The sequence below is a fragment of the Pseudomonas sp. JC1203 genome (assembly GCF_056175065.1).
Genome location: NZ_JBWCAM010000016.1, coordinates 136,042 through 155,554, shown reverse-complemented (window position 1 = coordinate 155,554; position 19,513 = coordinate 136,042). Strand labels below are relative to the sequence as shown.

The 19,513-nt window shown below is 64.3% G+C and carries 15 protein-coding genes; 4 read left to right on the top strand and 11 right to left on the bottom strand.

The features are described from left to right. Positions 1 to 86: 86 nt before the first annotated feature. From AC0SZ7_RS22840 to edd, 11 genes are all read right to left on the bottom strand, one after another. Complete coding sequence (locus tag AC0SZ7_RS22840) at positions 87 to 941, bottom strand: D-hexose-6-phosphate mutarotase (protein WP_475506487.1); 855 nt, start codon at positions 939 to 941, stop codon at positions 87 to 89. Positions 942 to 1,193: 252 nt separating this feature from the next. Further along, complete coding sequence (locus AC0SZ7_RS22835; protein WP_475506486.1) at positions 1,194 to 2,537, bottom strand: carbohydrate porin; 1,344 nt, start codon at positions 2,535 to 2,537, stop codon at positions 1,194 to 1,196. 100 nt (positions 2,538 to 2,637) lie between these two features. Next, positions 2,638 to 3,798 carry an ABC transporter ATP-binding protein gene (locus tag AC0SZ7_RS22830; RefSeq protein ID WP_475506485.1) on the bottom strand — a complete coding sequence of 387 codons (1,161 nt, stop codon included), beginning with the start codon at positions 3,796 to 3,798 and terminating at the stop codon, positions 2,638 to 2,640. A 4-nt stretch (positions 3,799 to 3,802) separates the two neighbouring features. Continuing rightward, on the bottom strand, positions 3,803 to 4,648 hold the full coding sequence (locus AC0SZ7_RS22825; protein WP_475506484.1) for a carbohydrate ABC transporter permease: 846 nt from the start codon (positions 4,646 to 4,648) through the stop codon (positions 3,803 to 3,805). Further along, on the bottom strand, positions 4,641 to 5,549 hold the full coding sequence (locus AC0SZ7_RS22820; RefSeq protein WP_475506483.1) for a carbohydrate ABC transporter permease: 909 nt from the start codon (positions 5,547 to 5,549) through the stop codon (positions 4,641 to 4,643). The genes AC0SZ7_RS22825 and AC0SZ7_RS22820 overlap by 8 nt, the downstream gene beginning before the upstream one ends. A gap of 101 nt (positions 5,550 to 5,650) precedes the next feature. Then, the gene (locus AC0SZ7_RS22815) at positions 5,651 to 6,931 is read right to left on the bottom strand and encodes an ABC transporter substrate-binding protein (RefSeq protein ID WP_475506482.1); all 1,281 of its coding nucleotides are present in this window, start codon (positions 6,929 to 6,931) and stop codon (positions 5,651 to 5,653) included. Positions 6,932 to 7,037: 106 nt separating this feature from the next. Continuing rightward, complete coding sequence (locus AC0SZ7_RS22810; protein ID WP_475506481.1) at positions 7,038 to 8,303, bottom strand: D-mannose isomerase; 1,266 nt, start codon at positions 8,301 to 8,303, stop codon at positions 7,038 to 7,040. Between the two features lie 396 nt (positions 8,304 to 8,699). Further along, positions 8,700 to 10,100 (bottom strand): sensor histidine kinase, encoded by a 1,401-nt coding sequence (locus AC0SZ7_RS22805; protein ID WP_475506527.1) that lies wholly within the window; start codon positions 10,098 to 10,100, stop codon positions 8,700 to 8,702. A gap of 31 nt (positions 10,101 to 10,131) precedes the next feature. Further along, on the bottom strand, positions 10,132 to 10,851 hold the full coding sequence (locus tag AC0SZ7_RS22800; protein WP_416422665.1) for a response regulator: 720 nt from the start codon (positions 10,849 to 10,851) through the stop codon (positions 10,132 to 10,134). Positions 10,852 to 10,914: 63 nt separating this feature from the next. Next, a complete protein-coding gene (locus tag AC0SZ7_RS22795) occupies positions 10,915 to 11,871 on the bottom strand; it encodes a glucokinase (RefSeq protein WP_475506480.1) in 957 nt (318 codons plus the stop codon). Next, complete coding sequence (gene edd / locus AC0SZ7_RS22790) at positions 11,868 to 13,697, bottom strand: phosphogluconate dehydratase (protein ID WP_475506479.1); 1,830 nt, start codon at positions 13,695 to 13,697, stop codon at positions 11,868 to 11,870. The genes AC0SZ7_RS22795 and edd overlap by 4 nt, the downstream gene beginning before the upstream one ends. A 279-nt stretch (positions 13,698 to 13,976) precedes the next feature. Here edd and gap point away from each other — a divergent pair, with 279 nt between their 5' ends. The 4 genes from gap (at position 13,977) to AC0SZ7_RS22770 (ending at position 19,431) form a co-directional block, all read left to right on the top strand. Beyond that, the gene (gene gap, locus AC0SZ7_RS22785; RefSeq protein ID WP_475506478.1) at positions 13,977 to 14,978 is read left to right on the top strand and encodes a type I glyceraldehyde-3-phosphate dehydrogenase; all 1,002 of its coding nucleotides are present in this window, start codon (positions 13,977 to 13,979) and stop codon (positions 14,976 to 14,978) included. Between the two features lie 119 nt (positions 14,979 to 15,097). Then, entirely contained in the window at positions 15,098 to 15,613 is a 516-nt protein-coding gene (locus AC0SZ7_RS22780; protein WP_475506477.1) for an RNA polymerase sigma factor, read from the top strand. A 147-nt stretch (positions 15,614 to 15,760) separates the two neighbouring features. Continuing rightward, complete coding sequence (locus AC0SZ7_RS22775) at positions 15,761 to 16,663, top strand: FecR family protein (RefSeq protein ID WP_475506526.1); 903 nt, start codon at positions 15,761 to 15,763, stop codon at positions 16,661 to 16,663. A gap of 194 nt (positions 16,664 to 16,857) precedes the next feature. Further along, complete coding sequence (locus AC0SZ7_RS22770; protein ID WP_475506476.1) at positions 16,858 to 19,431, top strand: TonB-dependent receptor; 2,574 nt, start codon at positions 16,858 to 16,860, stop codon at positions 19,429 to 19,431. The last annotated feature ends 82 nt before the right edge of the window (positions 19,432 to 19,513 follow it).

The window sequence follows — 19,513 nt, the reverse complement described above, 5'->3', positions numbered from 1 at the left end:
CGGGGGGGGGGGGGGGGGGCCCCCGGGTCGTTGTGCCCCCAAACCCCCGGCGGGGCCACCCCAGCTCCCACAAGACAGCTGCTACGTCAGTTGAGCAGGCGCGCCTGCAGGCTCAGGTGGGCTTTCTCGCCCGGCGCCAGGCTCAGGTTGTCCTGGCTGCCGCTGGTGGCTTCCACGCACAGGAAACCCTGGCTTTCATTGCCGGCCACGCCCATCAGCGGCCGTGAACCGGGGTGCCACACCACCGTGTCGTCGCTGTCGGCAGTGTGAATGGCCAACTTGCGCGCCCAGGCGCGGTCCTGCAGCTGCACCTGGTTGGCGCCGCTGAACACTCGCTGGCAGGCGCCGGTCACTTGCAGGTCGCCCTTCTGGGTGGTGGTCTTGCGGCTGAGCTTGTCGTAGCTCTGCACGCCTTCCAGCCCAGCCAGGGTCACCTCGTTCACGTCACCGATGCGCCAGTAGGCCAGCAGTGCATGGCTCAGCTGGCAGGGCTCGCTGTCCTGGTGCTCGGTACTCAGGCGCAGCTCCATCTGGTCGCCCAGGCGTGCGTGCAGGTCCACCTGCCAGTCGCACAGCAGCAGGCGCCAGTGCAGGGTCACGCCCTCTTCGTCTTCGCTGCTGGCGTGCAGTTTCCAATCCACCAGGCGGCCCCAGCCATGGGCCGGCCACATGCCTTCGCTGGGGTGGCGGCCGTACCACGGCCAGCACACCGGCACACCACCACGAATGGCGCCGGCCTGTGGCCAGTGCGCCGAGCACCACAGCCAGGGTTTCTGGCCCTGTGGGCGGAAATGCAGGAGTTGCGCACCCTGGCGGCTGAACACGGCCTGGCACTTGGGGTGGTCGATGACCAGCACGTCACGTTGCTGAAAACGCTCCCACTCAAAGGTAGGCCGAGGCCGCTGCGATTTGAAGAAGCGCTGGAGCGGGTGGTCGTGCATGGCAGTAGAAATCCTGGACACGGGCGTGAAAGCTCACCTGGGTACGGCTGATATTGTTAGAGGTAGCGCTATCTTACCGATATAAACCGAATTTTCGCCGAGCTTTTTGCCGCATGCACTCACAGAGCAGACGTAGCAGCGGCCACCAGGCCGCGTCCCGAGGTAACGGGGTGCTCGCGACGCGGCCTGCGGCCGCTGCTACAAGGGGCAAGCGGTGGCGGCTGCCTTCAGGCAGCCGCCACCTACAACGGTTTAGAACTTGGACTGCACTTTCAGGCCGGCCACGATGGCGTCATCCACCTGGTCAACACCACCTGGGTGCTTGATGTATTGCAGGTTGGGGCGCACGGTCAGCCAGTTGGTGACGTGGAAGCCGTAGTAGATCTCGGCGTCGTACTCGGTGTCCTGCACCGGCAGGTAGCCTGGGTTGTCGTAGTCGTCGATACCGCTCAACTGGTTGACCAGCTTGGCGCGGTCCTGCGCATCGTCGTTCACGTGGATACGGCCGATACCTACGCCGATGTCATCCTTTGGACGCGAGTCGAACGGACCTTTGTAGACCAGGCCGATCTGCTGGTAGTTGTCGATGTAGTTGGTGGCCTTGTCGTGCACCGTGAAGTTGGCGAACACGTTCAAGCCACGGCTGGCATCGCCGTTGTGGGTAGTGAGTTGCTGTTGCGCCACGATCCACCAGCCGTGCTTGCCGTTATGCTCCTTGTAGGTGCCCGACACTGGCTGCGGCTGGCCATCGGCGCCTTCGTAGACGTCGTCGGCGTTGGCGCTGCTGTAGTAGTAACCCAGGCGGTATTCGCCTGGCAGGCCATTGACCTGCGGGCTCCACACCACTTCAACCGGCAACAGGGTGCCCTTGGTACCACTGCCATTGAGCTTGAAGCCGTTGTTGCGGTCCAGGTTGGACGGGTTCTGGTTGAACGCACCCACCTGCGCGTAGAACTCGGGGGTGATGTTGTACTTGATGCGCCCGGCCCACTGGCTGACCGGCCAGTTGTACCAGATGCCACCCACCCAGTTACCCACTTGCGAGCCGCAGAAGGTCAAGTTCTGGAAGTCGCACGGGAAGCTGTTGAAGTCTTCGCCCGGGCCGAAGCGGCCGACCTTGACGTCCAACGCACCGTCGAAGAATTTCTGCTTGTACCACATCTGGGTCAGGCGCCAGGTCTGGCCGCGGCCCCACACTTCCTGGGACGAGCTGAGGGTGCCGGCGCGCGGGTCGCCGATGCGGTCGTTGGAGATGTTGCGGCCGCTACGCTCGGTGACCGTCAGCTTGAACTCGGCATCCTTCCAGCCCAGGATCTTGTTCAGGTCCATGTCCACGCCCAGGGCGAACTGGTCGCTGTAACGTGCGGTGCGGTCATTGTCGTAACCACCCTTCACGTTGGTAGCCGCCTCCCCCACGTACTCCAGCGTGAAGTCATAACCCTTTTTCAGCAGCTCCGTACGTTCGCCACCCCAGTCGCCGAGCATCCATGGCGATTCAGGGTCGAAGGCGTCGTACGCATGGGCGCTGCCGGCCAGCCCCAGTGCACTGAGCACCGACACCTGCAACAAACGATTGCGTGCCAACTTGGTATTCATGCGCTTTTTCATCCCTTGCTTCCTCGTCTTATTGTTATTGGCTGTTGATTAAACGCGGTGTAAATCGGTGTTACCGGGCGACAGGCCGCCCGGCTCGAATTCAGCGGCCCTTGAACTGGGCGACGTTGTCGCCCGCCACGGGTGCCTGTGCACGCCCCACCGCCCCCAGGCGCTCGCCGGTCTTGGCGTCGAACAACAACACCTTGGCCGGATCGAATTGCAGATTCAGTGTTTCACCCACCTGTGGCGCCACGTCCGGGGCCAGGCGGCAGCACACCTTGGTGCCGTTGAGGGTGACGAAAACCAGGGTATCGGGCCCGGTCGGCTCGGTGATCTGCACCTCGGCACGAATGGTCGGCAGGCCATTGGCCTCGGCGCCGGCCAGCACGATCTGCTCGGGGCGCATGCCCAAAATCACTTCGCGGTCCTCAAGCCCGGCGTCGCTGGTGCCCAGCGGCAGTTCGCAGCGCGCCTGGCCGCTGTCCAGCAGCGCTTGCAGGCGGCCATCCTTGCGCTGCAGGCGCAGGGGGATGAAGTTCATCGGCGGCGAGCCAATGAAGCTGGCCACGAACAGGTTGGCCGGGTCGTTGTAGATCTCTTTCGGCGTGCCGAACTGCTGGATGATGCCGTCCTTCATCACCGCCACCTTGTCACCCAGGGTCATGGCCTCGATCTGGTCGTGGGTCACGTACACCGTGGTGGTTTTCAGGCGCTGGTGCATCAGCTTGATTTCGGTGCGCATCTCCACGCGCAGCTTGGCGTCGAGGTTGGACAGCGGTTCGTCGAACAGGTAGATCTTCGGCCGGCGTGCCAGCGCCCGGCCCATGGCCACGCGCTGTTGCTGGCCGCCCGAGAGCTGGCCGGGCTTGCGGGTCAGCAGGTGCTCGATCTGCAGCAGCTTGGATACGCGCGCCACTTCCTCGTCGATGGCGGCGGCCGACATCTTGCGAATCTTCAGGCCGAAAGCGATGTTCTCGCGCACAGTCATGGTCGGGTACAGCGCGTAGGACTGGAACACCATGGCGATGTCACGGTCCTTGGGGCTCATGCCGCTGATGTCGGCGTCGTCCACCAGGATCGCGCCACCGGTGATGTTTTCCAGGCCGGCGATGCAGTTCATCAGCGTGGATTTACCACAACCCGAAGGGCCGACCAGAATCAGGAATTCACCCGAATCAATCTTCAGCTGGATATCTTTCAAGGTGTCCGGCAGGCCGGCGCCATACGTCTTGATTACATTGCGCAGTTCTAGCGTTGCCATGTTTCTACCCCTTGACCGCGCCGGCAGTGAGCCCACGCAGGAAATACTTGCCGGCCATGATGTACACCAGCAGTGTCGGAAGGCCGGCGATCATTGCCGCGGCCATGTCTACGTTATATTCCTTGGCACCGGTGCTGGTGTTCACCAGGTTGTTCAGCGCCACGGTGATCGGCTGCGAGTCGCCACTGGCGAATACCACGCCAAACAGGAAGTCGTTCCAGATCTGGGTGAACTGCCAGATCAGGCAGACCATGATGATCGGCACCGACATGGGCAGCAGGATCTTGTTGAAGATGGTGAAGAACCCCGCCCCGTCCAGCCGCGCAGCCTTTACCAGGGCATCCGGCACACTGACAAAGTAGTTACGGAAGAACAGCGTAGTAAATGCCAGCCCATACACAACGTGAACAATCACCAAACCGGTGGTGGTGTTGGCCAGGCCCAGCTTGCCCAGGGTGAACGAGGCCGGCAGCAGCACCGTCTGGAACGGCAGGAAGCAGCCGAACAGCAGCAGCCCGAAGAACAGTTGCGAACCGCGGAATTTCCACATGGACAGCACGTAGCCGTTCATGGCGCCGATGAAGGTGGAAATCAGCACGGCCGGCACGGTGATCTTCACCGAGTTCCAGAAGAACCCGCCGACGATGTCCCAGGCCTTGATCCAGCCAATGCCGGTGACCACTTCAGGCAGGCTCAGCAGGTTGCCGGTACGAATGTCGTCAGGGGTCTTGAGGCTGGTCAGCAGCATCACCACCAGCGGCACCAGGTACACCGCCGCAGCCAACAGCAGGGTTGCGTAGATGGCCACGCGGCTGAAGCTGAGCGAGGATTTGCCATAGGCATTAGTCATGGCGCTTGGTCCTCAATTCCGAATACAGGTACGGCACCAGGATCGCCAGGATCGCGCCCAGCATCAGCATGGCGCTGGCCGAACCGATACCCATCTGGCCACGGCTGAAGGTGAACGAATACATGAACATGGCGGGCAGGTCCGAGCTGTAGCCCGGGCCGCCGGCGGTCATTGCCGCCACCAGGTCGAAGCTCTTGATGGCGATGTGCGCCAGGATCATGAAGGCGCTGAAGAACACCGGCCGCAGGCTGGGCAACACGATCTTCAGGTAGATGGTGGGCAGGCTGGCGCCGTCCACCTGGGCGGCACGGATGATCGACTGGTCGACCCCGCGCAGGCCCGCCAGGAACAGCGCCATCACAAAGCCCGAGGCCTGCCATACCGCGGCGATCACCAGGCAGTACACCACGCGGTCCTGGTCAATCAGCCAGTCCAGGCGGAAGCCTTCCCAGCCCCAGTCGCGCAGCATCTTGTCCAGGCCAAGGCCTGGGTTAAGCAGCCATTTCCAGGCGGTGCCGGTGACGATCATCGACAGGGCCATGGGGTACAGGTAGATGGTGCGCAGGAAGCCTTCGCGGCGAATGCGCTGGTCCAGCAGCACGGCCAGGAACACCCCCAGCACCAGGCTGATGGCAATGAACATGCCGCCGAACACGGCGAGGTTCTTGCTCGCTACCCACCAACGGTCGTTGTCGAGCAGGCGCGCGTATTGCTGCAGGCCGACGAAGCTGTACGTCGGCATGAAGGTGGAATTGGTGAAGGACAGCAAAAACGTCCAGAAGATATAGCCATAAAAACCGACCAGCACGAGCAGCATGCTAGGCGCCAGCACCACTTTGGGTAACCAGCGTTGCAGCGCGTCGAACGGCGAGGCCTTGCTGAACACAGCCACAGAGCTCATCGGGAACATCCAGGGTAAAGGTCAATCGGCACCGAATGCCTGCGCCGGGGGATTGGGAGAGGGAACCCCGGCGCAGGTATCGGACGCGTTATCCGTCGGTGTTACTTGGCCGACGAGATGCCCGCATACAGTTGCTTGGCAGCCTTGGCCGGATCGGCGTTCTTGTCACTCATGAAGTTGGTGACAACGTCGAAGATCGCGCCTTGTACCGCCAGCGAGGTGGCCATGTTGTGCGCCATGCTCGGTTCCAGCTTGCCGGCCTTGTCGGCTTCGGCGAAGTCTTTGGCCGAGGCCTGGCCACAGCTGTCGAACTTGGTCATGTCCAGGTCATTGCGCACCGGGATCGAGCCTTTGTTCTGGTTGAACACGTACTGGAATTCCGGCTCCAGGGCGACCTTGGCCAGGTCGTCACGCGCAGCGTTGTTGCCGGGGGTATCGTTCTTCTTGGCCAGCTTGAACATGGCCAGCGAGTCGATGTTGTAGGTGTAGCTGCCCTGGGTGCCCGGGAACGGCACGCACTCGTAGTCGGTGCCGGCTTTCTTGCCTGCCGCGCTCCACTCGCTCTTCGCCCAGTCGCCCATGATCTGCATGCCGGCCTTGCCGCTGATGACCTTGGCCGCTTCCAGGTTCCAGTCCTGGCCTGCGCCGTCCGGGTCCATGTAGCCTTTGAGTTTCTTCAGCTCGGTGAACACCTTGGTCATCTGCGCGCCAGTGAGGGTGGCCTCGTCCTGGTCGATGAAGGCTTTCTTGAAGCCGTCGGCGCCCATGATGCTCAGCACCATGTCTTCGAATACGGTGCTGTCCTGCCACGGCTGGCCACCGTGGGCGATCGGGATGATGCCTGCGGCCTTCAGCTTGTCGCCGGCGGCGTAGAGTTCTTCCAGGGTAGTGGGGGCCTTGGCGATGCCGGCCTTCTTGAAGGCTTCCGGGTTCACCCACAGCCAGTTGACGCGGTGAATGTTCACCGGCACGGCTACGTAGTGGCCTTCGTATTTCATGGTGTTGGAGACGGTCTTGGACAGCAGCGTGTCCCAGTGGTTGGCCTTGGCCACGTCGTCGACGTTGGTCAGCAGGCCCAGCGAAGCCCATTCCTGAATGTCCGGGCCCTTGATCTGCGCGGCAGATGGCGGGTTGCCCGACACGGCACGGGTTTTCAGCACGGTCATGGCGGCGGCACCACCGCCACCGGCGACAGCGCTGTCTTGCCAGGTGTAGCCGTCTTTCTCGACCAGTTGTTTCAGGACACCCACAGCCTTGGCTTCACCGCCCGAGGTCCACCAGTGCACCACTTCGACGTTGCCTTTGGAATCGGCAGCGTGGGCGGCGAGGGGAAACAGGGTGGCAAGCGAAATGACAGCGGCGAGGCGATTGATCGCGTTCATCGGATTCCCTTTTTTTGTTGTTATGCATTGCAAGTCTGATGCTTGCGCTGCGATGGAGTGTAAACAGGGTGGTTAGTACGCCAGGTAACGAAGCGATGCACAATTGTCACCAGCCGGTGACAATGTGCTGGCCGCCCAGTTTCGCCAGGCCGCAGGCCAGGCTGGGCGCCAGCGGCAGGCGCGGCAACAGCACGGCCTGCAAGGCGTGGTACAGGTCGGGCTTGCCGGCCCAGACCTTGGCACCGGGGCGGTTGTGCTCGTCCAGTTCGTGGTGCCAGCTGCCATGCTCGCGGTCCAGCAGGTGCTCGGCGGCAAATTCCCAGAAGTCCCGGTACCACTGCTCGTAACCGTGCTCGCCGGTGCGGCGCAGCAGCGCGGCCGAGGCGGCGATGGCCTCGCAGGTGACCCAGTGCATGCGCTGGCGCACTACGGGCTGGTCCTGCCAGTCCAGGGTGTAGACCAGCCCCGGCGCGCCGTCGACGCTCCAGGCGGTGCGGCAGGCCTGCTCGAACAGCCCGCGGGCATCGGCCAGCAGCCAGGTCGGTGCCGGGCGCACGGCGTCCAGCAGCGCGGCTTCCAGGTGCAGCAGCAGGCGTGCCCACTCGAAGGCGTGGCCCGGGGTGCTGCCATAGGGGCGGAAGGGGTCATCGGGGCGGGCGTGGTTGTATTCCAAGTCGGCGACCCAGCCGGGGTGGAAATGCTCGATCACCCGGTAGTGGTTGTGCGCCGCATGCTGGTGGATCACCCGCTCGGCGATGCGCAGGGCGCGCTCCAGCCAGCGTGGGTCGTGGGTGGCGTCGGCCAGGGCCAGAAACGCCTCGACGCTGTGCATGTTGCTGTTGGCGCCGCGGTAGGCCTCCTCGCGGCTCCAGATGCGGTCGAAGGACTCGCGCATGGCGCCCTCCTCCTCGTTCCAGAAGCGCGTGTGGATCACCTCGACCGCTTCGTCCAGCAACGCCTGGGCGCCCGGCCGGCCCGCCGCCACCGCGCTGCTGGCGGCCAGCGCCACGAACGCGTGCAGGTAGGCGGCCTTGCCCATATCGCCGTCGGCGGCGTGGGCCACGGCGTACCAGCCGCCCTGGTCGGCGTCGCGCAGGCAACCGTTCAACGCGGCCAGGCCATGGTCCACCAACGGCGCGCAGCCGGGCAGGCCTTGCAGGGCGCCCAGGGCGAAGCTGTGGGTCATGCGCGCGGTGATCAGCGTCTGCGCCGGCGCATCGGGCAGCCAGCCGCGTTCATCCAGGTGGCCGAAGCCTTCGGGCAGCCGCGAAGCGCGGGCAAAATCCAGCAAACGCAGGCCTTCGGCGGCCAGCCAGTGGTGATGGGCGGGGGTGTTGAGCCAGCTGTTGAAGTCCAGGTGCAGCCTGTCCATGGGAGTGCCTTGGTTTTTTTATTGTGGGTGGAGGGAGTTTAAACAATGGGCGGCTGGGAGGCAGGGAATGAAATGTCACTGAAGGGTGACGAAGGGGATTCGAGTGGGATTTAGAGGTGCAAGTCGTTAGTTTTTTGGCGTTCTTGCGATCGAGCGCCGCCCGCGCGGCGCTTCGCGGCCGCGGGCCGCTCCTACGGTTTGTTTCGGGCCAGTTGTACCAGTGATATCTCCCGGGTCCGCCCTGTTGGTTCACTGTAGATCCGCAGTGGTGCCATCAAGGCAGGCCCAGGCAATCCTCCAGGCAAAATTGGCCCGAAACAACCTGTAGGAGCGGCCCGTGGCCGCGAAGCGCCGCGCGGGCGGCGCTCGATCTCACGGGCGCTACACGGCTACAGGTTAGGTGCGGGGCAGGTAGAGGGTTACGCGCAACCCGCGCTCGGGCAGGTTCTGCAGGCTGACTTCACCGCCGTGGCTGTGCGCAATATTGCGCGCAATCCCCAGCCCCAGCCCATAGCCATGCTGGTTGCCCGACAGGCGAAAATGCGGTTCGAACACTTTCTCCAACCGCTGCGCCGGCACCCCCGGCCCTTCGTCGTCCACGTGCAGGATGAACGCCTTGGCGTTGTCCTGGATCGACAAATGCGCCCGTTCGCCATACTTCAAGGCGTTGTCGATCAGGTTGCCCATGCAGCGCTTCAGCGCCAGCGGCTTGCCCGGGTAGGCCTTCCACGCGCCGCCGTGCAGGGTCACGCGGCCGTTGCCTTCGGGGGCGACGAAGGGCTCGATCAGGCAATCGAGCACGTGGTTGAGGTCCACCGGTTCGATGTTCTCGTGGATGTCGGTGTCTTTCACGCACTGCAGGGCGCCTTTTACCAGCAGCTCCAGTTCGTCCAGGTCGCGGGTGAACTTGGCGGCCAGGGGGTCGTCTTCCAGCAGTTCCACGCGCAGGCGCAGGCGCGTGATGGGCGTGCGCAGGTCGTGGGAAATGGCGCTGAACAGCTGGCTGCGTTCGGTGAGGTAGCGGCTGATGCGCCCGCGCATGGCGGTGAAGGCGCGGCTCACTTCGATGACTTCGCTGCCGCCGCCCTCTACTTCCGGTTCCTCGGGCTCCGCGCCCAGGGACAGCTCTCGCGCAGCGCGGGCCAGGCGCTTGAGCGGGCGGCTCTGCCAGTGCACCAGCAGGCCGATGAACAGCAGCAGGAACGAGCTGGTGAGCAGTATGAACCACCATTGCTGGGCCGGCAGGCCTTCTTCCTCAAGGCTGGTGTAGGGCTCGGGCAGCAGCGAGGCGATGTACAGCCACTCGCCCTCGCCCAGGCGGATCTGCGTGACCAGCACCGGCGGGTTCACCGGTTCCAGGGTCAGCGAGTAGTGCGCCCACGAGCGCGGCAGCTCGTCCAGGGCCAGGCCGCTGTTGAAGATGCGCAGGTCCTGGGGGCTGACGAACTGCACGGAAATGTCCATCTGCGAGCCCAGGCTTTCGTGCAGCACCTCGTCGACGGCATCGATGACCGCAGTCTTGCGCTGGGTAGCCGGCAGCACGCGCATGTCCAGCGGGCGGTCGTTGAGCGACACCACGAAGCGCGTGCCGCCCATGCTGCGCAGCTGGTCCAGCACCATCGGCCGGTAGGCCAGCGGCAGCGAGCGGAAGTAGCTGACGCTGGCCGACATCGAATGGGCCAGGCTGCGGGCGCTGGTGACCAGGCCTTCAAGCTGGGTGGCGCGCAGCTGCGAGACCCAGATCAGGCTCGACAGCGCCTGCGCCAGCAGCACCACCAGCAGGGTCAGCAGCAGCATGCGCCCCAGCAGCGAGCGCGGCACCAGGCGCTTAAGCCGTGACAACGTTGGCCGCCAGCAGGTAGCCACTGCCGCGCACGGTGCGAATCAGCCGGGGCGGTTTGTCGGTGTCGCGCAGGCGCTGGCGCAGGCGGCTCACGGCCATGTCGACGATACGGTCGAGGGGCATCAGGTCGCGGCCACGGGTGGCGTTGCCGATGGTGTCGCGGTCGAGGATTTGCTGGGGGTTGTCGAGGAACAGCTTGAGCAGGGCGAAATCGGCGCCCGAGAGGAACACCTCCTCGCCGTCGGTGTGGAACAGCCGGTGGCTGATCATGTCCAGGCGCCAGTCGTCGAACGCCACCACCTCGCCGCCGCGCTCCTGGCCGAACTGTGCGCGACGCAGCAGGGCCTTGATGCGCGCCTGCAGTTCACGCGGGCTGAAGGGCTTGCCCAGGTAGTCGTCGGCGCCCAGTTCCAGGCCGATGACGCGGTCGGCCTCGTCGGAGCTGGCGGTGAGCATGATGATCGGCATCTGCGCCTGGCGGGGGTGCTGGCGCACCCAACGGCACAGGCTGAAGCCGTCTTCGTCGGGCAGCATCACGTCAAGAATGGCAAGGTCCGCCGGAGCCTCGTTCAAGGCCTGGCGAAATTGCTGGCCGTCACCCGTGGTGCGCACGGTGAAGCCGGCACGGGTGAGGTAGGTGTCCAACAGTTCGCGGATTTCCTGGTCGTCGTCGACCAGGAGGATCGTTTTGCCGGCAGTGGTCACGTGCTGCGTCCTTGTGTCCAGCGTCGGGTCGAGACGCCCGATCAATAAACGCAGATTAAACGCCTACCCCCGTGCTTGCTGCAAGGCCACACCCGCACCAATCAGCCCCGAGAACTCGGCGGTCACAACCCAGACGGGAATGCCCTGGAAGTATTCGCTCATGCAACCCTTGTCGGCGAAGCTGTCGGCGAAGCCACTGGCCAGGAACAATTCGAGGAAACGCGGGATCACCCCGCCCACGATGTACACGCCGCCACGACCGCCGACGGTGAGCACATTGTTGCCCGCCACGCGGCCCAGGAAGCGGCAGAACTGCTCGATCACCGCCAGTGCCACCGGCTCGCCGGCCAGGGCCGCCGAGGTGATGGCCGCAGGCGTGGCCAGGCTGGCTTCGTGGCCATCCACGGCGCACACGGCCTGGTACAGGCGCAGCAGGCCGCCACCACTGAGGATGGTCTCGGCGCTGACATGGCCGATCTCATTCTGGATGTGCTGGCGCAATTGCGCCTCGCGCGCGTTGCCCACCGGCAGGTCGACGTGGCCGCCCTCGCCCGGCAGCGCCATGTAGCGCTCGCCCCCCAGGTTCAGCAGGGTGCCCACGCCCAGGCCGGTGCCAGGGCCGATGACCACGGCAGCGCGCTCGGGGTCCGGGCTGCCGGGGCAGACGGTCTTGAACTCGCCGTCTTCCAGGCGCGTCATGCCCAGGGCCATGGCGGTGAAGTCGTTGATCAGCAGCAGGTGTTCAACCGCCAGCGTCTCGCAGAAAGCCTTGCGGCTCAGGCGCCAGTGGCTGTTGGTGAAGCGGAATTCGTCACCGCTGACCGGCCCGGCCACGGCCAGGCACACGGCGCCGATGGCACCGCGCGCGTGGCCCAGGTCCTTGAGGTACACACCAATGGCCTGTTCGGGGCTGGTGTAGTCCGCGGTAGGGAAAACCCGCACCGAGTGCAGGTTGTTGTCTTCCCACAACGCAAAACGTGCGTTGGTACCGCCAATATCGCCAACAAGGGCGAGCTTCATTTGAGAATCTCCAGGCCGGACGTGAAGGCGCTGGCGCCCTGCTCCGCCGAGCTGAAGGCCAGCCGCATGAAACCGAACAACTCACGACCACAGCCCACGGCGTTGGCCAGTTGGCCCGCGGCGGGCGTGCGTTCGGCAAATTCGGCAGCGTCTACCAGCACCTCCAGGGTGCCCTTGACGCCATCGACGCGGATGATATCACCGTCGCGCACCTTGGCCAGCGCGCCGCCATCGAAGGCTTCCGGGCAGACATGGATGGCCGCCGGGATTTTGCCCGAGGCACCGGACATGCGTCCGTCGGTGACCAGCGCCACTTTGAAGCCGCGATCCTGCAGAACGCCGAGGAACGGGGTCATTTTGTGCAATTCCGGCATGCCGTTGGAACGCGGGCCCTGGAAGCGCATCACTGCGACAAAATCACGCTCCAGCTCGCCGGCCTTGAAAGCGTCGGCCAGGTCTTGCTGGTCTTCGAACACCCGCGCCGGGGCTTCGACAATCTGGTGCTCCGGGGCCACGGCGGAAACTTTCATCACGCCACGGCCCAGGTTGCCTTCCATCACCCGCAGGCCGCCTTCGGGGGAGAAGGCACGCGCCACCGGGCGCAGGATGTTTTCGTCCAGGCTGTTGGCCGGGCCTTCGCGCCATACCAGCTTGCCGTTGTCGAGGAACGGCTCCTGGGTGTAGCGGCTCAGGCCATGGCCGGCCACGGTGTTGACGTCTTCGTGCAGCAGGCCTGCGGCCAGCAGCTCACGCACCAGGAACGACATGCCGCCGGCAGCCTGGAAGTGGTTGATGTCGGCCTTGCCGTTCGGGTACACGTGGGACAGGGTCGGCACCACCTCGGAGAGGTCGGCCATGTCCTGCCAGGTCAGAATGATGCCTGCCGCCATGGCGATGGCCGGCATGTGCAGGGTGTGGTTGGTGGAGCCGCCGGTGGCGTGCAGGGCAACGATGGAGTTGACCAGCGACTTTTCGTCGACGATCTCGCCAATGGGCATGAAGCTGGCGCCGCTGGCCTTGGTCATGCGGGTGACCTGGTGCGCCGCTTCCACGGTCAGCGCGTCACGCAACGGCGTGTTCGGGTTGACGAAGGAGGCGCCCGGCAAGTGCAGGCCCATCACTTCCATCAGCAGCTGGTTGGTGTTGGCGGTGCCGTAGAAGGTGCAGGTGCCAGGGCTGTGGTAGGACTTCATCTCCGATTCCAGCAGCTCTTCACGGCTGGCCTTGCCCTCGGCATAGCGCTGCCGCACGTCGGCTTTTTCCTTGTTGGAGATACCCGACGGCATCGGCCCGCCCGGCACGAAGATCATCGGCAGGTGGCCGAAGCGCAGCGCGCCCATCATCAGGCCCGGTACGATCTTGTCGCAGATGCCCAGCATCAGCGCCGCATCGAACATGTTGTGCGACAGCGCCACGGCGGTGGACATGGCGATCACTTCGCGGCTGGCAATGCCCAGCTCCATGCCCGGTTCACCCTGGGTGACGCCGTCGCACATGGCCGGCACGCCACCGGCGAACTGGCCTACCGAACCGATCTCGCGCAGGGCCTGCTTGAGCTGCTCGGGGTAGGTTTCGTAGGGCTGGTGCGCCGAAAGCATGTCGTTATAGGACGACACGATGGCGACGTTGGCGGAGTTCATCATCCGCAGCGCGTTCTTGTCCTCGGTGCCGCACCCGGCCACGCCGTGGGCAAAGTTGGCACATTGCAGCTTGGCACGCATCGGGCCATCACTGGCAGCCCCGCGGATCAGGTGCAGGTAACGCTCGCGCGTCGCGCGGCTGCGGTCAATCAGCCGTTGGGTAACCTCTAGAACACGGGGATGCATGTGAAGAACTCCAGGCTATGGGGGCAACCGCTGCACTCCTTCCCATTATCCCATTCGCCGCCTAGGCTCGTTGCATAGGCTTGCTTTTGATCAACAGGAACAGCCGCGCCGGTCACTCGTTGTAGATAAGACAAAATATTGCCATCAAAAAGGCTTGTTTTCTATTTTTTTGCGAATAATCTTGTAATTCCAATAACAAAACAGATTCTGTGAACGTTTTGCGGCTCCCCCGCTTCACATCTATAGGGCGCCCCACACAATCTGAACGCAGGTACCGACATGACTCTTCGAATTGCCATCAACGGTTTTGGCCGCATCGGCCGCAACGTTCTCCGCGCACTGTATACCCAAGGCTACCGCCAGGACCTGCAAGTCGTCGCCATCAACGACCTGGGTGACAGCGCGATGAACGCCCACCTGCTGAAATTCGACAGCGTGCACGGCGCCTTCGATGCCACCGTGGAATCGGACCAGGAAAGCATCACCGTCAATGGTGACCGTATTGCCGTCAGCGCCATCCGCAACCCGGCCGACCTGCCGTGGAAAGCCGAACGCGTGGACGTGGTATTCGAATGCACCGGCCTGTTCACCGACCGCGCCAAGGCCGCGGCACACATCAGCGCCGGCGCCCGCAAGGTGATCATCTCGGCACCGGCCAAGGGCGTGGACGCCACCGTGGTGTACGGCGTGAACCATGACGTGCTGCGCGCCTCGCACCAGATCATCTCCAACGCCTCGTGCACCACCAACTGCCTGGCGCCCGTGGCCCAGGTGCTGCACCGCGAGCTGGGCATCGAACAGGGCCTGATGACCACCATCCACGCCTACACCAACGACCAGGTGCTGACCGACATGTACCACAGCGACCCGTTCCGGGCGCGTTCGGCCACCCAGTCCATGATCCCCAGCAAGACCGGCGCCGCCGAGGCCGTGGGCCTGGTGCTGCCGGAACTGGCCGGCAAGCTGACCGGCATGGCCGTGCGCGTGCCGGTGATCAACGTGTCGCTGGTGGACCTGACCCTGACCCTGTCCCGCGAGACTACCGCGGACGAGGTCAATGCGTTGATGAAAGAAGCAGCCCAGCATTCGAAAATCCTGGGCTACAACACCCTGCCGCTGGTGTCGTGCGACTTTAACCACAACCCGCTTTCATCGATTTTCGACGCCAATCACACCAAGGTGGCCGGCAAGATGCTGAAAGTGATGGCCTGGTATGACAATGAGTGGGGCTTCAGCAACCGCATGCTGGATAACTGCCTGGCGCTGTGGAACGCGCAGTAGGTTGCAACCCGTAGCCGCTGCCGCCAGGCAGCGGCTACGGAGTTTGTTACACGGAAATACTTGACCAAAGGCATAGATGATAAGCATTATCATTAACATCCTTCTGGTCCGGTACCGCTGTGAGTCAGTCACACTTTAATTCCGTCTTCCTTGCCCAGCGCCTTAGCCTGCTGCGCACGCTGCAACGCATGGTCGACAACCCCAGCACCGCAGAAGACCTGCTGCAGGAAACCTACCTGCGGGTGACGCGCGCCCTGAGCGAGCGCGCCATCGAGCACCTTGAACCCTTTGTCTTCCAGACCGCGCGCAACCTGGCGCTGGACCACCTGCGCGCGCGCCGAGTGCAGGAACGCACGATGCTCGAAGACGTGCCCAGCGACGTGGTGCACAACGTGGCGGCCACCCAGAGCTCGCCGGAGGAAGCCGCCCATGCCGAGCAACTGCTGATGCGCCTCAATACCAGCCTGAGCCAGTTGACGGCCCGCCAACAACGCATTTTCATCCTCAGCCGGCTGCATGGCTGCAGCTACCTGGAGATCGCCGGCGAACTGGACGTGTCCGCCAGCACGGTGCAGAAGGAACTGAAACTGATCATGGCCATCTGCGTCGGTGTGGCGCAACGAATGGACGTCTGACAGACGCGCTGTAGGACGCCTCTGAAGTGAAACGACGTTCACCGCACAGGCCCCGACTCTTTGGTAAGCTTTGCCCCTTACCGCCGCCATGTACTCGCCGCCCGAGGAACCCGCGTGACCGAACACCCCGCCGCCGACGACAGCGCCATGGACCAGGCACTGGACTGGCTGATTCGCCTGGAATGCGCCAGCGCCGACGAGCGCCTGGCCTTCGAGCAATGGCTGGCCGCCACGCCCGCCAACGCCCAGGCGTTCGCCCGTGCCAGCGCCGTGTGGAATGGCACGGCGGTGAATCAGGCCGCCCAGCAGTTGCAGACGGTCGCCGCGCGCTCGTGGCGCACCCGGCTGCGCCCGTTCTTCAAGCCCATGGCTGCGGCGGCGGTCATCCTGGTGGGGGTGTTCAGCTTCACCAACGTGCCGTTGCGCCTGGAGGCCGACCACCTCACCGTGGTGGGCGAGCGCCAGCGCCTGCAACTGGACGATGGCTCCAGGGTGCTGCTCAACACCAATACGGCGTTCTCCTCGGACATCGACCAGAACCGCCGCCAGGCGCGCCTGTACCAGGGCGAGGCGTTCTTCCAGGTCGCCGGCAACCGCCAGCAGCCGCTGGAACTGCAGGCAGGCCCGGTACGCGCGAGCATGCGCGACACCGACTTTGCCGTGCGCCTGCTGGACGGCGTGGCCCAGGTGCAGGTGCAGCGCGGCAACATCGACCTGCTGAGCGAGGATGATGCCCACGTGCGCCTGAGCGCTGGCGACAGCATCCGCGTGGGGCCCAAGGGCTTTGGCCAGCGCCAGCACCTGGACGCGCAAAAAGACCTTGCCTGGGTGCAGGGCCGCCTGGTGTTCGAGAACTGCCCGTTGAGCCAGGTGCTGGACGAGCTGCGCCGGTATTACCCGGGGTGGATCGTCAACACCAACGAGCGCCTGGCCAAGGTCGAGGTCACCGGCAACTACCGCCTGGAGAACCCGCTGGACGTGGTGCGCTCGCTGGCGCACATCACCTCGGCGTCGGTGAGCGAGTACCCGGCGTTGGTGATCCTGAACTGACCACCCTTGTGGGAGCTGGCTTGCCAGCGAGTTGTTGAGGCCCAAAAGCTCGCTGGCAAGCCAGCTCCCACGCGCGATCCAATTTATTTTTACGCGATCACGCACCCTGCTTCGTCTCGTTATAGCCAATGCAACTGATTCGCATTTTAAGTCAGTTCATAACTATAACGCCGCGCGACAGGGAGCGCCCTTCGATGTCCTCAGGTTTCAATCGTTTCAGCACCGCCAAACCCGGCCCACGCACGCTGTCCGTGCTGACCATGGCCATTCTGCTCGCCGCCACCCAGGTGGCCCCGGCAGTGGCCGCGGAACCGGCCGGCGGCAGCCAGGCCATGGGCAACTACAGCTTCGCCATCGGCCAGCAGTCGCTGGTGTCGGCCATCAACGCCTTCACCCAGGTGACCGGCTGGCAGGTGGGGCTGTCGGCAGACCTGGCCAAGGACGTGCAATCGCCAGGCGTGCGCGGCTCGCTCAAGCCTGAACAGGCGCTGGAGCGCCTGCTGGTGGGCACCAACCTGAGCGTGCACAAGCTGGGCCCCAACAATGTGGTGCTGGAGGCCCGCAACAACGGCGCCATCGCCCTGCAGCAGGTTACCGTCAGCGCCACCCGCAACGCCCGGGACGTCAACAGCGTGCCTGCCACCGTGACCGTGCAGGACCGCCAGACCCTGGACCGCAACAACGTCAACACCATCAAGGAACTGGTGCGCTACGAGCCAGGCGTGTCGGTGGGCGGCGCCGGCCAGCGCGCAGGCATCAGCGGCTACAACATCCGCGGCATCGACGGTGACCGCGTGCTCACCCAGGTCGACGGCGTGGAAGTGCCGGCCAGCTTCTTCAACGGCCCCTACGCGCAGACCAACCGCAACTACGTCGACCCGGAAATCGTCAAGCGCGTGGAGATCCTGCGCGGCCCGGCCTCGTCCCTGTACGGCAGCAGCGCCATCGGCGGCGCCGTCAGTTACTACACCCTGGACCCGGACGACATCATCAAGCCCGGCCAGGACTTCGGCGCCCGCCTGAAAACCGGCTACAGCTCGGCCGACCGCAGCTGGCTGAAGTCCGGCACCATCGCCGGCCGCGAAGGCGACTTCGATGCCCTGCTGCACCTGAGCCAGCGAGACGGCCACGAGACCCAGTCCTACGGCAGCCACGGCGGCACCGGCCTGAGCCGCACCGAGGCCAACCCCGAGGACGCCAAGACCACCAACGTGCTGGCCAAGCTGGGCTGGAACTACGGCGACGACGCACGCCTGGGCCTGACCTACGAAAAGTACAAGGATGACCGCGACACCAACCAGAAAAGCGCCGTGGGCGGCCCGTTCGTCAACGGCGCCGGCTTTGGCATGTACAAGGCGCGCAGCGGCAACACCACCACCTCGCGCGAGCGCTTCGGCATCGAGAACAGCTTTGGCCTGGACAGCTACCTGGCTGACCACGTGAAAATGAGCCTGAACTACCAGATCGCCAAGACCGACGAGAGCACCGAGGAAATCTACGCCCCGTCGCGCGTGGTGTACCGCACCCGCGACACCCAGTACAAGGAACGCACCTGGATCTTCGATGCGCAGCTGGACAAGTCCTTCGCCATCGCCGACACCGACCACCACCTGACCTACGGCACCACGCTCAAGCAGCAGAAGGTCACCGGCCTGCGGACCGGCCAGGGCATCTGCATGTCGGTAGCCACCTACTGCAGCGCCATCGGCGCGGTGAGCACCAACACCTCCGACACCCTGACGCCAGCCAGCGACTTCCCGGACCCGACCGTCAACACCTACAGCCTGTTTGCCCAGGACGAGATCAAGTGGGACCAGTGGACCTTCCTGCCAGGCCTGCGTTATGACTACACGCAGATGAAGCCGCACATCACCCAGGAGTTCCTCAACACTGCAGCCCAGAGCGGCGACGACGTCAGCGCCGAAGAGAAGACCTGGCACAAGGCTACCCCGCGCCTGGGCGTGACCTATGCCTTCAACGACAACTACACCTGGTACGGCCAGTACGCCGAAGGCTTCCGCACGCCAACCGCCAAGGCGCTGTACGGCCGCTTCACCAACACCTCCCAGGGCTACACCGTGGCGCCCAACCCGAACCTGAAGCCTGAAAGCAGCAAGAGCTTCGAGACCGGCCTGCGCGGCCAGTTCGAGCACGGCACCTTCGACCTGGCGGTGTTCTACAACAAGTACCACGACTTCATCGACGAGAACTCGCTGACCCCGGGCTACACCGAGACCACCTTCCAGAGCGTCAACATCAAGAAGGCCACCATCAAGGGTGCCGAGGCCAAGGGCCGCCTGAACCTGGACACCTTCGGCCTGGCCAGCGGCCTGTACACCCAGGGCTCGGTGTCTTACGCCTACGGCCGCAACGACGACACCGGCGAGCCGCTGAACAGCGTCAACCCGCTGACCGGCGTGTTCGGCCTGGGCTACGACCAGGACAACTACGGCGGCCTGCTGAGCTGGACCGTGGTCAAGAAGAAGGACCGCGTGGACAGCAGCAGCTTCCACACCCCGGACGGCACCAGCACCCAGTTCAAGACCCCTGGCTTCGGCATCCTGGACCTGACCGGCTACTACAAGGTCACCAAGGACGTCACCGTCAGCGCCGGCCTGTACAACCTGACCGACAAGAAATACTGGCTGTGGGATGACGTGCGCGGCTACGACAGCGTCGGCGAGGCCGCGGTTACCCAACCGGCCAACCTCGACCGCCTGACCCAGCCTGGCCGCAACTTCTCGGTCAACCTGGTGTGGGACATCTGATGTCAATCGCGGTACCGTTGCCCTGGGCAACGGTACCGCAGCACTTTTTTTACTGAGTTTGCCCGGCTGATTCGTCTAGTAA